General features: G+C 45.2%; 14 protein-coding genes. 13 read left to right on the plus strand and 1 reads right to left on the minus strand.

The window, feature by feature from the left end:
- Positions 1-81 precede the first annotated feature (81 nt).
- Positions 82-558, plus strand: coding sequence for an RsfA family transcriptional regulator (locus ABXS78_RS07030; RefSeq protein WP_366249490.1), 477 nt, complete (start codon positions 82-84; stop codon positions 556-558).
- Between the two features lie 20 nt (positions 559-578).
- Here the strand turns inward: ABXS78_RS07030 and ABXS78_RS07035 are convergent, their stop codons facing one another.
- Complete coding sequence (locus ABXS78_RS07035) at positions 579-1,028, minus strand: GNAT family N-acetyltransferase (protein ID WP_366249491.1); 450 nt, start codon at positions 1,026-1,028, stop codon at positions 579-581.
- Between the two features lie 160 nt (positions 1,029-1,188).
- Here ABXS78_RS07035 and ABXS78_RS07040 point away from each other — a divergent pair, with 160 nt between their 5' ends.
- From ABXS78_RS07040 to murD, 12 genes are all read left to right on the plus strand, one after another.
- Positions 1,189-2,070, plus strand: coding sequence for a 2-dehydropantoate 2-reductase (locus ABXS78_RS07040; RefSeq protein WP_366249492.1), 882 nt, complete (start codon positions 1,189-1,191; stop codon positions 2,068-2,070).
- Complete coding sequence (locus ABXS78_RS07045) at positions 2,067-2,450, plus strand: DUF3397 domain-containing protein (protein WP_366249493.1); 384 nt, start codon at positions 2,067-2,069, stop codon at positions 2,448-2,450. The genes ABXS78_RS07040 and ABXS78_RS07045 overlap by 4 nt, the downstream gene beginning before the upstream one ends.
- A 31-nt stretch (positions 2,451-2,481) precedes the next feature.
- Positions 2,482-4,107: a bacillithiol biosynthesis cysteine-adding enzyme BshC gene (gene bshC, locus ABXS78_RS07050; protein WP_366249494.1), complete on the plus strand. Its 1,626-nt coding sequence runs from the start codon at positions 2,482-2,484 to the stop codon at positions 4,105-4,107.
- A 166-nt stretch (positions 4,108-4,273) separates the two neighbouring features.
- Complete coding sequence (gene mraZ, locus ABXS78_RS07055) at positions 4,274-4,705, plus strand: division/cell wall cluster transcriptional repressor MraZ (RefSeq protein ID WP_095223016.1); 432 nt, start codon at positions 4,274-4,276, stop codon at positions 4,703-4,705.
- A gap of 24 nt (positions 4,706-4,729) precedes the next feature.
- A complete protein-coding gene (gene rsmH, locus ABXS78_RS07060; RefSeq protein WP_366249495.1) occupies positions 4,730-5,689 on the plus strand; it encodes a 16S rRNA (cytosine(1402)-N(4))-methyltransferase RsmH in 960 nt (319 codons plus the stop codon).
- Between the two features lie 18 nt (positions 5,690-5,707).
- Positions 5,708-6,088 carry a cell division protein FtsL gene (gene ftsL / locus ABXS78_RS07065; protein WP_095223018.1) on the plus strand — a complete coding sequence of 127 codons (381 nt, stop codon included), beginning with the start codon at positions 5,708-5,710 and terminating at the stop codon, positions 6,086-6,088.
- Positions 6,089-6,104: 16 nt separating this feature from the next.
- Positions 6,105-8,240 (plus strand): penicillin-binding protein, encoded by a 2,136-nt coding sequence (locus ABXS78_RS07070; RefSeq protein WP_366249496.1) that lies wholly within the window; start codon positions 6,105-6,107, stop codon positions 8,238-8,240.
- Positions 8,241-8,323: 83 nt separating this feature from the next.
- Positions 8,324-10,258 (plus strand): stage V sporulation protein D, encoded by a 1,935-nt coding sequence (locus ABXS78_RS07075; RefSeq protein ID WP_366249497.1) that lies wholly within the window; start codon positions 8,324-8,326, stop codon positions 10,256-10,258.
- A gap of 139 nt (positions 10,259-10,397) precedes the next feature.
- The gene (locus tag ABXS78_RS07080) at positions 10,398-11,855 is read left to right on the plus strand and encodes a UDP-N-acetylmuramoyl-L-alanyl-D-glutamate--2,6-diaminopimelate ligase (RefSeq protein ID WP_366249891.1); all 1,458 of its coding nucleotides are present in this window, start codon (positions 10,398-10,400) and stop codon (positions 11,853-11,855) included.
- 2 nt (positions 11,856-11,857) lie between these two features.
- The gene (gene murF, locus ABXS78_RS07085; RefSeq protein WP_366249498.1) at positions 11,858-13,210 is read left to right on the plus strand and encodes a UDP-N-acetylmuramoyl-tripeptide--D-alanyl-D-alanine ligase; all 1,353 of its coding nucleotides are present in this window, start codon (positions 11,858-11,860) and stop codon (positions 13,208-13,210) included.
- 79 nt (positions 13,211-13,289) lie between these two features.
- Complete coding sequence (mraY, locus tag ABXS78_RS07090) at positions 13,290-14,270, plus strand: phospho-N-acetylmuramoyl-pentapeptide-transferase (RefSeq protein ID WP_095223023.1); 981 nt, start codon at positions 13,290-13,292, stop codon at positions 14,268-14,270.
- A complete protein-coding gene (gene murD / locus ABXS78_RS07095) occupies positions 14,270-15,622 on the plus strand; it encodes a UDP-N-acetylmuramoyl-L-alanine--D-glutamate ligase (RefSeq protein WP_366249499.1) in 1,353 nt (450 codons plus the stop codon). The genes mraY and murD overlap by 1 nt, the downstream gene beginning before the upstream one ends.
- The last annotated feature ends 19 nt before the right edge of the window (positions 15,623-15,641 follow it).

The raw sequence follows: 15,641 nt of genomic DNA on the forward strand, positions 1-15,641 counted from the left end.
ATATTCTATCGTCTGTTTTCTAGTCTAGCATTTTTCCCTCTCGCATACATTGATAGCAGAATAGAAGAGGGGGGAAGCGTTTTGAAGAGTACGAGACAAGATGCATGGTCGGATAAAGAGGATGTTTTATTGGCAAATACGGTACTGGATTTTATTCAGGAAGGGAAGACGCAGCTGGATGCCTTCCGTGATGTTGCGGTAAAGCTCAACCGTACTGCGGCGGCATGTGGCTTCCGTTGGAATGCATCACTCCGTCAGTATTATCAAACAGATATCGAAATCGCAAAACAGCAGCGGAAACAGCAGCTTCCAGTGTCAGATAAAGCAGCTGCACCGGTTAAGGACGATAAAGAATCCATCAGCTTGGAAGCAGCAATCGACTTGCTTGAAAAAGTTAAACAGAATTTCCAAGTTCCGAGAAAAGAACCGCAGGAAGAACTTAAGGCATTGAAAGAAGAGAATGCAAAGTTGAAGGATCAGCTTAAACGGTATCAGGATGCGTGCATTGAAATGGAAAAGCTATGCCGATGGGTAATCGAGGAAGCTGAGACAAATTAAAAAAGCCCAGTTGGGGCTTTTTATTTTGTCGGCTGCCACGTCATAACGGACAGGTCATCTTCCTTTTTGCTGCTGTCCTTAAAATTCAGCCTAGTCCAGAAAGCTTCTGAATTTACTCTTGCCTTTGTACGTACTGGTTTTGCAAAGGACTGCACAAATTCAACTAGGGACGAGCCAAGTCGATTTCCTTGGTATGCAGGCAGCACTTCCAGTTTGGAGATTTCTACGTATCCCTTTGGCGGATAGAATGTATTGTCGCGTTGTTCGTTCACAAAGGTAAGCGCCATTCTCGCTGCCAGCTCATTATCCATGTAGATTCCGTAGAATAGCGTATCATCGTCACTTTCGATGAGACTTAGCTGGAACTCATCCAGCATGGAAAGCTCTGCGTTCCCCTGTGCGGCAAAGCGTTCGAAATCCTCCGCTGTTTTATAATTCACCGGCAATTTTTCCACTTTAGCAAATGTCATACAGATTCCCCTCTCCGTATTAAAAAATTTCGCTGTGTGACTTATGTTTTCAATATATATGAAAACGGTTACAAATTCAAGCGTTATATTTCTTATATCCATACTGTCTGTTCTTTTGCTAAAATAAACAATTAGGTATAGGACGAATGGGGGAACGGACATGAGAATCAATGTGATCGGCGGAGGAGCAATCGGGTTACTTATAACCGCAAAACTCGGCAGATTCCATGATGTGCGGCTTTTGACTAGAACACGAGAACAATCCGAACTGATTGCAGCGGAAGGTCTTCTTCTCAAGGGTGAAGTAAACGCATTGGAGACGTTAGCTTCTACTGATTGGCAGGCTTTGGGGCAAGCAGATGTATGGATTGTCTGTGTAAAACAATATGATGTGCAGCCGATCTGGGAAAAGTTGAAGCTGCATGTAAAAGCTGCAATCGTCTTCCTCCAAAACGGGATGGCTCATACGGACTTTTTGCAGGAAGATGAATTTGATTATCCTATCATCGTAGGGTCTGTCGAACATGGTGCCCTACGGGTAGATTCTCGTACTGTAGAACATACAGGGAAAGCGGCCATTCGTCTGGCAGATCTGACTGGTAATCATGCTGAAAAGATTGTAAATCAGCTCCATGAATCGGATTTCCCGTTTTTATTTGAGCAGGACTGGCATGTGATGTTAGGCAAAAAACTGATTGCGAATGCTGTGATCAATCCGTTGACTGCAATTTATCGGGTGGAGAATGGTGCACTGCTGGAACACCCTGCCTTTCAAAAAATAGCATGGGTATTATGCAAGGAAGCTGCAGATACGCTAGAGTTAGAGGAAAAACAGCAATGGGCAAATGTTTGCAGGATCATACAAGCTACGAAAGCTAATTTGTCCTCCATGCACAGAGATATTCAATCCGGCAGGCAGACTGAGATTGAATCCATATCAGGATATATCCGCAAGCATGCAAAAAAGGCTGTTCCTTATACGGATTTTGTCTACTATAGTATACTTGGACTTACGAAACAGCAGGAGAGGACGAATCTATGACCCACTTAATCGCTTACCTTCTAGCGGTAGCAATCACGGTACCGCCGCTTGCTACTTGGATTTATTATTTGATTGCCAGACGGATCATTCATAAAAGACGGAATGCTTTTCTCCATAGCGTGCAAACTACTGCCGTATTCTATATCTTTTCTGTTATGATTATGTTGCAAATCATTTTACAGCATACAGTGATCGGTTATATGATAGGATTCCTTGCGGTATTGTTTATATTGGTTGTGCTCATGCATTACAAATACCGCGGCGAGATCGTCTTTAAGCATGTGTGGCGCATCTTCCTGCGTATCTGCTTCCTCTTGTTCGGTCCGCTGTACATCCTCCTGCTAGTGGCGGGAGTTATCGTTACATTTATCAGACAGTAATACATAGACGTTATATAAAGGAGTACTTAATATGGTAATACAACCAATGAGACTGGAAAGTCCGAACAAATTGGTGGCCGATTATCGGGCAGAGCTTCCTTCTATTATGGGGAAATTCGATTTTTCTCCATTCCGCCAAGAAAGCTATGCGACTAGACTGGAGGAGCTTGAAGCTCGTGAGTTCCCGAGGGAGGCGCTAGTGGAACTCCTTCTCAAATGCAATAAAGAGTGGGGAGCGGATCAGGTTACGATCCAAAATATCAATAAATTAGCTGATACGAATACAGTTGCTGTTGTCGGCGGGCAGCAGGCAGGCCTCTTCACGGGTCCTTTATTGACACTGCATAAGATCACCTCCATCATTTCCCTTGCTTCCGAGCAGAGTAAAAAACTGGGCTCGACGGTCATACCGGTGTTTTGGATAGCGGGTGAGGATCATGATGTGGAGGAGATCAATCACATCTTCCTGCCAAATCGTAACAAGTTGAAAAAATTCAAATGGAAACAGCATCTCACTGAAAAGATTGCAGCTTCTGATGTAGTACTCGATAACGGTTTGATGCATGATTTCTTGCAAGAAGTGATGGCTGTCTTGCCGGAGACAGCATATACAAAGGATATCCACTCTACGGTGAGTAATATATTGGATCAATCAGAGACATTCGTTGATTTCTTCGCGAAATTCATTCATTTCCTATACAAGGATACAGGTTTGGTGCTTTTGGATTCCGGAGATCCGGCACTGCGGCAAGTAGAGCGACCATTTTTCCAGGAGCTGATCAACAAGCAGCAGGAAATAAGCCACGGTGTTTATGGAGCATCTCAGGAGCTCCAGCAGATAGGTTATGCTGATGTGTTAGGCGCAGAAACAGAAGATGCTAACCTGTTCTGTTATATTGACGGTGAAAGAACGCTGCTTATACGCGACAGTGAGGGTAAGTGGCGAGGCAAAGCTGATGAAGCAGTCTTTACGGAAGAAGAGCTGTTGCTTATTGCGGAAACAGCGCCGGAAAGACTGAGCAATAATGTTGTCACGCGCCCGCTCATGCAGGACTACCTCCTGCCGGTGCTTGCTTTCATTGCAGGCCCTGGAGAAATCGCCTATTGGGCGAATTTGAAACCGGGTTTCCAGGCGGTCGGCTTTAACATGCCGCCCGTCATGCCGCGTCTTTCCTTCACGATGCTGGATGGCAAGACAGAAAAGCTGCTCAACCGATATCGTTTGCGCCCCGAAAAGGCTATTGCATTTGGTGTCGAAGCGGAAAAAATTCATTATCTAGCTGCACAGCAACAGCCGCCGATTGCTGTTGTATCTGAACAGGTGAAGCGGGCAATGGCTGATTTGCACGCACCGCTCCGGCGAAGTGCTGCATCGATTGCAGATGATCTTGGCAGCCTGGCAGAAAAGAATCTCCGTCATTTGGAAGAGGATATCGATTTTCTGGTCAAGCGTATGGAAGCTAGAATTAAAGAGCAGCATGGTGTGGCATTATCCCATTTTGACCATATTCAATGTACGCTTCACCCGGAAAATGGACTGCAAGAGCGGACATGGAGTATCTTCCCTATATGGAATATGCATGGAGTGGAGATTTGGCGCGAATTAGCGCAGAAAAGCTATGATTTCACCACTCCCCACCATATCGTAACGTTATAATGAAACAGAAAGCGTGCCTGGTCGACGACCATGCACGTTTTTTTGTGCACAAAACTCCGAAAAAGCGCTAGGCAAGGGAGAAAATGCTAATAAAAAGTGTGAATATTGAGGTGGTGAAATGTGGGGGGATGTGGTACTATGAAAATGGAAAGTGGGGGCGGAGTCTATGTTCATGGGGGAATTTCAGCATTCGGTAGATACGAAAGGACGTATTATCGTACCTGCCAAGTTCCGAGAAAACTTAGGGGAACGTTTCGTACTGACCCGAGGATTGGACCAATGTCTGTTTGGATACCCTATGGAGGAATGGAGACTCCTAGAAGAAAAACTAAAAAAGCTGCCATTGACCAAGAAGGATGCCCGAGCATTCACTCGCTTCTTCTTTTCAGGAGCAGTCGAATGTGAGCTTGATAAGCAAGGGAGAATCAATATCCCTGCACCGCTCCGGAAATATGCGAAGCTGGAAAAGGACGTTGCCATCATTGGTGTGTCTGGACGGATCGAATTCTGGGCGGAGAGCGAATGGAATTCCTATTTTGATGAATCTGAGGAATCTTTTGCTGAAATCGCTGAAAATATGCTTGATTTCGATATTTGATGGCAGTCGAAAGGATGTAAGAGCTTGTTTGAACATTATAGTGTGCTGAACAGAGAGACGATTGAAGGACTCAATGTGAAGCCAGAAGGTACATATGTGGATTGCACCCTAGGCGGAGGAGGTCACTCCGAAGTAATTTTGAAGCAGTTATCTGATAAAGGGAAACTGTATGCGTTTGACCAGGACAAGCAAGCCATCGAGGCCACAGCGGCAAGATTAGCGGAGTATGGCGATCGAATCGAATATATCCAGGCGAATTTCCGACATCTGAAAAGCGAATTAGAGGAAAGAGGCGTCACGGAAGTCGATGGTGTAGTATTTGACCTTGGCGTGTCCTCCCCACAGCTCGATCAGGCGGAAAGAGGATTCAGCTATCAGCACGATGCGCCGCTTGATATGCGCATGAACCAGCATCAGGCGCTTTCTGCCTACGAGGTGGTTAATACGTGGTCTTACGAGCAACTTGTACGGATTTTCTTCCAATATGGAGAAGAGAATTTTTCCAAGCAAGTTGCAAGAAAAATAGAGAAAAGACGAGAAGCGAAACCGATTGAAACAACATTTGAACTTGTGGAAGTGATCAAGGAAGCGATTCCTGCACCAGCAAGAAGAAAAGGCGGCCATCCGGCCAAAAGAATCTTTCAGGCAATCCGGATTGCGGTAAATGACGAATTACAAGCATTCCGTGATGCGCTGCAGCAGACAGCAGAGATAGTTGCAGTCGGGGGAAGAGTTTCAGTCATTACCTTCCACTCGCTGGAGGACAGAATGTGTAAGCAGGCATTTAAATCATGGAGCACACCGCTGCCGGTACCGCGCAATATCCCAATTTTGCCGGAGGACAGCAAGGCACCGTTTGCTCTCATTACGAGAAAGCCGATATTGGCAAGTGTTGAGGAACTGGAAGATAACAGAAGATCCCGTTCCGCCAAACTCCGCGTAGCAGAAAAAATAAAACCGTGGAGTTCGAAATTCGAATTCTAATACAGGGGAGGAATAAGCTTGAGCGCAGAACGTGCAAGAAGCTGGCAGCAGAGCAGTCCGGCACAAAGACCGCAGCAGCAGCCTAAACGACAGGTAAAAGTAAAAGTTCATAAGAAAACGTGGATTACGCCGGGAGAGAAGGTTCTATATGCCGTTTTCAGTCTAGTTATCTTGGCTGCAGCAGCTTATTTCGTCACCTTCGCAGCTTCTACGTATAACGTGAACCGTGACTTGGAAGCACTGGACTCTGAAATCAGCCACCAGAAGGTTGCGAATACAGATCTGACTTATGAAGTGAAAGAATTGAGCAAGCCGGAGCGCATCATCGATATCGCACGTGATGCAGGTCTGAAGGTGCAAAGTGCCAAAGTAAAAGAAGCAAACAAAGTCTCTGAATAAGAAAGGTACTGTCAATATGAAAAAGAACAAGACAACACAGAGAATGGCGATGGTTCTGTTATCCGTTTTTGCCTTGCTCTTTCTTGTCTTAGCTGGACGTTTCTTGTTCATCCAGGCATCCGGTGAAGTTGCTGGAGTTAATTTAAAGAAATTTGCAGAAAGTAAGCGGACTGACTCGTATACGCTCGAAGCTACGAGAGGGAAGATACTGGATCGCAATGGAATGGAGTTGGCGTATGATCAGCCAACTTATTCTATTTATGCGATTGTTAGTGAAGAGTATTCCGCGGATAAAGAACATCCGATCCATGTAACGAATGTGGATAAGACGGCAAAAGAAATTGCTGAAATCATCGGAGCAGATGAAAATGATCTGAAAAAACGGCTCCAGGATGGAATTGACGGCGGCAAGTTCCAGGTGGAATTCGGTTCCGCGGGAAGCGGATTATCTCAGGATCAGAAGAAGAAGATTGAAGACCTCGAGTTGCCTGGAATCCAGTTCACAGAAGAAGCAGAGCGCTTCTATCCGAATGGTACTTTTGCTTCGCAAGTAATTGGGCTGGCACAGCGACAAGATGGTGTGATTACTGGCTTAACAGGAATTGAACAACAGCTGAATGATCAGCTTGCAGGGAAAAACGGGAATATATCCTATGAACAAGATGGTTATGGATACAAGCTGCTGAATCCGAATGAAGAAGTGCAGGCAGCCCAAGATGGGGATAATGTCTATCTGACTATTGATCAGAAAATCCAGACTTTACTGGAGGATACACTCACCCAAGTGGATGATAAGTGGAATCCTAAGAAAATCAGTGCAGTCGTCATGAATCCAAAAACAGGTGAGATTGTAGCGATGAGCAACCGCCCAAGCTATGATCCGAACGATCCAGAGAATGTAGAAAACTGGTACAATGACTCCATTTCAAATCCGATGGAACCTGGATCGACTATGAAAATGTTCACAGTCGCGTCTGCTATCGAAGAGGGGAAATGGAATCCGGATGAAGAATATAAATCCGGAACATATAAGGTCGACAAAGATACGACTATAGGTGACTATAATAAATCGTGGGGTTCCATCAGTTACTTAGAAGGAATTCAGCGTTCTTCCAACGTTGCAGTTGCGAATCTGGTGGCTAATAAAATCGGTGAAGATAAATTTCTTGAATATCTGAAGAAATTCCATTTTGACCAAAAGTCTGGTATTGATTTGCCGGGTGAAATACCAGGTACTATTTTGTACAATTACGAAGCGGAGCGAATCAGTACAGCGTATGGGCAAGGGACGACAGCAACGCCGATTCAAATGGTCACTGCTGCCAGTGCCATTGCCAACGATGGCAAAATGGTGACACCGCATATCATCGATAAAATTGTCAATCCTGATACGAAGAAAGTAGTCGAGCAGAAAAAGACAGAGGTTCAGGCGGAACCAATATCGAAAGAAACGGCAGATGAGACATTGAAAATACTTGAGTCAGTCGTAACTTCCGAACATGGTACTGGTAAACCGTATAAACTGGATGATTATAGTGTGGCCGGTAAGACTGGTACGGCACAAATACCAAATCCAAACGGTGGCGGCTATATGCAAGGTAAGAATAATTATCTATTCTCCTTCCTTGGCATGGCGCCTGCTAATGATCCAGAATTGATCATGTATGTATCTGTGCTGCAGCCTGAATTGAGTGAAACGGAAACTGGCAGTGAACCATCTGCATTCATCTTCAAAAATGTAATGGAAAATGCGCTGCATTATATGGATATCAGTCCAGACCAAGCAGACGATAAAAATGAAGTTTCTGAAAAACGAGTGCCGGATATTGAAGGCATGTCTACTCACGCAACGAAGAAAGCGCTAGAAGACACTGGAATGGATGTAGTTGTTGTCGGTGAGGGAGACCAGGTTGCCACAACGAGTGTTGAAAGCGGGCAAACTGTTCTGGAAGGCGAACGCGCCATCATCGTCACGGATGAACCGACGATGCCGGATATTAATGGATGGTCCATGCGTGAAGTGCTTGAATTGGGAGAATTGCTACAGCTGGATGTGGAAACAATCAACAGCGGCTACGCCAAGACACAAAGCATCAAAAAAGGAACGAAACTGAATAAGAACGACTATCTTGCTGTCGAATTCTCGACATAAGAAAACAGGACAGTGGTCTATCCGCTTGCCAACCGTCATAACATGGATACAAGCCTACCTTTGTATACGAGGGAGAGATTTGTTTGAAGAGAGTATCCAATGTTACGATGCGCAAGCGGTTAGTCACTGTTTTTATTTTGGCTTTTATCGTGTTCCTTATTATCGGAATCCGATTGGCATATGTCCAGTTTGTCTTAGGTAAAGACTTAGTGGACAAGGCTGAGGATTCCTGGAGCAGAAATATCACATTTGAGCCGGAAAGAGGAAAGATACTTGACCGTAATGGTGCGGTGCTGGCAGAGAATGTGTCTGCACCGACTGTCATGGTCGTACCACGTCAGATCAAGGATCCCGAAAAGACAGCCGAGAAGCTGGCAGAAATTCTTGGGATGGAAAAGGACAAGGCAATGCAGCACGTGACGAAGAAGGCATCTATCGAAAGAATTCACCCTGAAGGACGAAAAATTTCCGAAGAGCAGGCAGAAGCAATTCAGGCGCTGAACATGGAGGGCGTTTATATTGCCAAAGATTCAAAACGACACTATCCAAATGGGGATTATCTGTCTCATGTACTTGGTTTCAGTGGTATAGATAACCAGGGGTTAATGGGCCTGGAGGCATACTATGATGAAGAACTGAGCGGAGAATCAGGCAGCCTGTCGTTTTTCTCTGATGCAAAAGGGCATCGATTGGAAGACATGGCAGATGTCTATTCACCGCCGACGGATGGTATGGACCTTCAGCTGACGATTGACTCTGATATCCAGACAATTATAGAGCGGGAACTGGATAATGCAGAAGCAAAATATAATCCGGATGGTGCGATTGCACTGGCTGTAGATCCTGATACAGGTGAAATCCTCGGAATGTCCTCGAGACCATCATTCGAACCGGAAAATTACAACGAAGCCGATCCTGATACGTATAATAGGAATCTGCCGATTTGGAGTTCGTATGAGCCAGGTAGTACATTTAAGATCATCACACTTGCTGCGGCACTTGAAGAGAAGGTAGTTGACCTTGAGAACGATCATTTCCATGACAGTGGAGCTATCAAAGTGGACGGTGCCACCTTGCATTGCTGGAAACGCGGCGGACATGGTGATCAAACATATTTAGAGGTTGTACAAAATTCTTGTAACCCAGGTTTTGTCTCACTAGGGCAGAAGCTAGGGACGGACCGTCTATTCTCTTATATCAAGGATTTTGGGTTCGGTGAGAAAACTGGTATCGATTTGCAAGGGGAAGGAAAAGGTATTTTATTCGATCCCACGAAAATCGGGCAGGTAGAGACAGCCACCACTGCTTTCGGACAAGGTGTTTCCGTCACTCCGATCCAGCAAGTGATGGGTGTATCAGCTGCTATCAACGGAGGCTACTTATACCAGCCCCATATCGCCAAGTCATGGAAGAATCCAGTTACCGGTGACACGGAAACAGCCACAGAGACAGTCATGAAACGACGGGTAGTGTCAGAGGATACATCAGAACAGGTTCGTCATGCATTAGAAAATGTTGTAGCAAAAGGGACAGGACGAGGAGCTTACCGTGAAGGATTTCGGATTGGCGGTAAAACAGGAACAGCCCAGAAAGTGGGAGCCAACGGAACCTATATGGAAAACAATTATATTCTTTCCTTCATCGGATTTGCACCTGCCAATGACCCTGAAATCGTGGTCTACCTTGCTATAGATAATCCGAAAAACACAATCCAATTCGGTGGTAAAGTGGCAGCGCCGATTGTAGGTACTATTCTGGAGGACAGCCTTCGTTCAATGGGAGTAGAACCGCAGACGGATGGATTGGAGAAATCTTACAGCTGGCCGGAAGAGCCGCCAGCAGAAGCACCTGATTTTGTCGGTATGAAAAAGCGGGAACTGACAGAATATTACACTACACTGAACTTGGAATTGAGCGGAACCGGCGAATATATCATCGATCAAGAACCAAAAGCTGGAATAAAGATGGAAGCAGGATCCACTATCCGCCTGTATTTATCTGAAAACCCGCCTGAATAAATCGGATGAACCATTCCTGCGGACATAAATTCTGGTATAATGGGGAAAGGTTTTTACGCCTCAATCAATCAAAATAATATTACTTTGCATTTTGTAAGGATAAATGAAGGACGTGGCAGCTTTGAAACTAGCAGTACTTTTGTCCGCACTGCCTTTTTACGAACAGCAGGCGGCCCATGAAGAAATCGACATTACCGGATTGACAATCGATTCCCGGGAAATTAAATCTGGCAATCTATTCATATGCATAGACGGAGCAGTAGTCGACGGACATACGTTTGCCAGACAGGCCGAGGAGCAAGGGGCGGCGGCTATTTTAGCCGAACGTCCGCTGGATGTATCCATTCCAGTTATTCTAGTAAAAGACACGCTTCGCGCTTTGGCTCCATTAGCGAATACTTTCTATGGTCACCCATCGAAAGAGATGCGGGTGATCGGTATTACTGGTACCAATGGCAAGACAAGCATGACATATTTGCTTGAAAGTATTTTCCGTGCTAATGAGGAAGCTACTGGCGTGATTGGTACGATTCAGATGAAGATCAAGGACGAGACGTTTCCGGTGAAAAATACGACACCGGATGCGCTGTTCCTGCAAAAAGGGTTCCGTAATATGGTCGATGAAGGAGTCGATACGGCTGTCATCGAGGTATCTTCCCATGCTTTGGACAGGGGACGAGTACATGGCACCGATTTTGATATCGCTGTATTCACGAATCTATCACAGGATCATCTTGATTATCATGAAAGCTTTGAGGACTACTTCCATGCGAAAAGTCTTTTATTCTCTCAGCTTGGCAATACCTTCGATCCAGAGCATCCGAAGTACGCCGTAATCAATGCAGATGACCGTTACGCTGAAGCATTGATCAAATCAACTGCACAGCCAATTTGCACGTACGGGATTGATAAGGAAGCAGACATTATGGCTAAGGATATTCAGCTGGCATCCAACGGTACGACTTTCTTACTTCAAACACCGAAGGGCGAAGCAAGAATAACGAGCAAGCTGATGGGTAAATTCAATGTCTATAATATGCTTGCTGCAGTAGGAGCCGCTATTTGCAGCGGTATACCGTTTGCGACGATCTGCAGTACACTGCATGAGACGACTGGTGTAGCAGGCCGCTTCGAGCCTGTCATGGCAGGACAGTCATTTGGGGTGATTGTTGACTATGCACACACACCGGATTCCTTGGAGAATGTCCTGACGACGATAAAATCGTTCGTGAAGGGCAATATAATTACAGTGGTAGGCTGTGGCGGTGACCGCGATAAAACAAAACGCCCGCTTATGGCAGGAAAAGCTGTCCAATATTCGGATACATCCATTTTCACAGCGGATAATCCGCGTTCTGAGGATCCGCAAGCTATCCTTGATGATATGATCAGAGGATTGGAATCCGACCATTATGTTGTCGTACCAGACCGGGCAGAAGCGATTCAGCGTGCTATCGATCTTGCAGGAAATGACGATATCGTCTTGATTGCAGGGAAAGGGCATGAGACATATCAGATCGTAGGAAATCAGGTTCTTGATTTCGATGATCGTCTAGTTGCAGCACAAGCCATAAAAAGAGCGGGATTAGGAGAATGACGATGCTATTTTCAAGTGATTTCCTATATGATGTATTCCCTGATGCTACGAAACAGCAGGAATTCACGATTGCTGAAGTGAATACCGACAGCAGGAAAGAAGCTCCAAACAGTTTATTTGTCCCGATTAGAGGAGAACGCTTCGATGCGCATGCTTTTATTGAGCAGGCAGTAGCGCAGGGGGCAGTCGCCTCTTTATGGGATAGATCATTACCTATACCGGAAGCTGCTTCTAGTATTGTGCTGTTCTTGGTTGATGATACGCTGGAAGCATTGCAAAGACTAGCTAAAGCACATCGCGAAGCAATTGATCCGATTGTTGTCGGCATCACCGGTTCAAACGGTAAAACGACTACAAAAGATTTAGTTACCAGCGTGTTAAAAGAGAAATATGAAGTGCTGGCGACCAAAGGGAACCTGAATAATCATATAGGATTGCCGCTCACTGTTTTATCTATGCAGCCTTCCTGTGAAGTGCTTGTTTTAGAAATGGGTATGAGTAACTTCGGTGAAATCGAGCTGTTGTCGCATATCGCACAGCCGGATTATGCAATCATCACAAATATCGGGGAGTCGCATATCGAATTCCTTGGATCAAGGGAAGGTATTGCCAAGGCAAAGAGTGAGATTACAGCCGGTTTAGCTGAAGATGGCGTGTTGATCATTGATGGAGATGAGCCTCTGCTTGCATTCCATCATGATAAGAAAACAACAATCACGTGTGGCTTTGAAGATCATAATAAGCAGCAGCTCAAGATTGAGAAGACACTTGATGCAGCCACTGCTTTTTCGGTAAACGGTGAAAATTACACATTTTCTTTGCTTGGCGCGCATAATGTACGGAATGCAGGCTATGCGATCGTACTAGGAAGAGAGCTGGGTGTCAGTCAGCAGCTTATCCAGCAAGCGTTGCATACTCCATCAATGACAGGAATGCGGATGGAGCAGCTTGCCGGGAAGAATGGAAGTAAAATCATCAACGATGCATATAACGCTTCTCCGACATCGATGAAAGCAGCAATTCAGACAGTACAGAGTCTGCCTTTTGCCAGACGTATTCTCGTGCTAGGCGATATCTATGAAATAGGGGATGAATCCAAAAGCTATCATCGGCAGATTGCAGAAGCTATCACCTCCGATACTACGCATGTATTTACGGTCGGTGAGGATTCGGATGAAATTACTGATGCATTAAAAGGTACATCAATTACAGCTGTTCACTTCACAGACAAGGATTCTTTGGCTGAAACAGTCCTGCAATTGCTGCAGCCTGATACAATCGTCCTGCTGAAAGCATCACGGGGTATGAAACTGGAATCCATACTTGACACAATCGCTGTTATGGAAGAGAATTAATAGCTGGTAATCAGAAACATGGCGTCACTGGCGCCAGTAATACACTGGACGGGTGCTTTTTTAAAGGAGGAAAACATCAATGAACGTGGCACTATTACTTGTGACAATTGCAGTAGCATTCATCGTCACCGTCCTTATTTCTCCAATAATCATACCATTTCTACGTAGGTTGAAATTTGGTCAGAGTATTCGTGAGGAAGGACCAAAATCCCATATGAAAAAGTCGGGTACACCGACAATGGGCGGCGTGATGATCATGATCAGCATTGTCGTATCTACATGGATCATGCATGCAATAGGCAATATCCATATTAGCCTGGAAACGTGGCTGCTATTATTCGTATTGATCGGATACGGCTTGCTCGGATTCCTGGATGACTACATCAAAGTAGCAATGAAACGAAACCTTGGATTAACATCCAAGCAGAAAATGATTGGTCAGATCATAATCGCTATCGTTTTTTACGCACTGCTTCGATTTAATGATTTCGGTACGTACATACAGATTCCGGGAACATCGATTCAGTGGGACCTCGGATGGGGTTATTTCTTCTTGATTCTTGTTATGCTTGTCGGCGCATCCAATGCCGTCAATTTGACTGACGGACTGGATGGTCTCTTGGCAGGTACTGCTGCGATTGCGTTCGGAGCATTCGCTGTGGTGGCGTACTATGACGTCCAACAAACACAAATTACTGTATTCTCTTTGGCAGTAGTCGGGGCTTTGCTAGGATTCCTTGTATTCAATGCGCATCCTGCGAAGGTATTTATGGGAGACACCGGATCACTGGGACTTGGCGGCGCAATTGCAGCTGTTGCCATACTCACTAAAATGGAGATTCTGCTGATTGTCATCGGCGGTGTCTTCGTTATCGAGACACTTTCCGTAATGATCCAGGTCATTTCCTTCAAGACGACTGGAAAACGGGTATTCAAGATGAGCCCGCTTCACCATCACTATGAACTGTCCGGTTGGTCGGAATGGCGTGTAGTAACGACATTTTGGGCTGTAGGACTATTATTCGCTGTCATCGGTGTCTACATGAAGGTGGGATTATGATGAGTGATTTTGAAACCAAATTCCCATATCAAAACGTGCTTGTACTTGGCTTGGCAAAGAGTGGATTTGCTGCTGCCAGCACATTGCTTGCCCACGGACGCAACGTTCGGGTAAGTGATCTGAATACAACCAATCAAGAAGAACTTGTCCAAATCCTCGAGCAAAAAGGTGCACAAGTGAGGCTTGGTGTGCAAGAAGTAGAACTTTTGGAAGATATTGATGTTTTGATTAAGAATCCAGGAATTCGTTATGAGAATGTGATAGTACAAACAGCAATGGAAAGAAATATTCCAGTACTGACGGAAGTCGAACTTGCTGGTTTGCTTCACAAGGGTACTCTGATTGGTATTACCGGATCAAACGGTAAGACTACAACGACAACACTTGCTTATGAGATGCTCAAAGAGAGCCAGGTAAGTACGTTTGTTGCTGGTAATATCGGTACAGCCGCGTCCGAAGTTGCCGACAGGACGACAGAAGATGACCGGCTTGTTTTGGAGCTTTCATCTTTCCAGCTTCAAGGTATCGATCAGTTCCGTCCGAACATAAGTGTTATGCTGAACATTTTTGAAGCACATTTGGATTATCACCATTCTCTTGAAAATTATGAACAAGCGAAAGCTAATATTTTCCGTAATCAAGATGCAACTGACTATCTTGTTTATAATGCGGAGGATGAGCGGCTTCGTGATATCGTCAAAAATGCGAAAGCAACCCTTGTTCCTTTTTCAGGTTCCAGAAAGCTGGAAGATGGTGCATGGTATGATGATACACATGTGTATTTCAAGGACGAACCGATAGCAGCATTAAAAGATATCCTGCTTGTCGGAGGCCATCAGCTGGAGAATATACTCGCTGCTTTAGCAGCTGCTAAGCTAGCCGGAGCGACTAACGAAGGTATTCAGCAAGTATTGAAGACTTTTTCAGGTGTTGAGCATCGGCTGCAGTATATAAAGCACATTAATGGCCGTGCATTCTATAATGACTCAAAAGCTACCAATATTTTGGCAACCTCAAAAGCATTGTCATCATTCGATCAGCCGACAATCCTGCTTGCAGGAGGCTTGGATCGCGGTAACACGTTTGAGACTCTTGTCCCATTCATGGAACATGTAAGAGCATTGATCGTGTTCGGTGAAACAGCTGAAAAATTGCGAGAGACTGCCTATATGGCCGGGATTGAACTAATTGAACATGCGAAGGATGTCAAAGAGGCAGCTGAAATTGCTTATCGCATCTCTCAGAGCGGCGATGTAATCCTTCTGTCTCCAGCATGTGCAAGCTGGGATCAGTACCGGACATTTGAAGAAAGAGGAGACATGTTTGTAGAAGCGGTGCATACATTAGAGTAGGGGCTTGTCCTGCTCAGCC

Source organism: Terribacillus aidingensis (assembly GCF_040703035.1).
GTDB lineage: Bacteria > Bacillota > Bacilli > Bacillales > Amphibacillaceae > Terribacillus.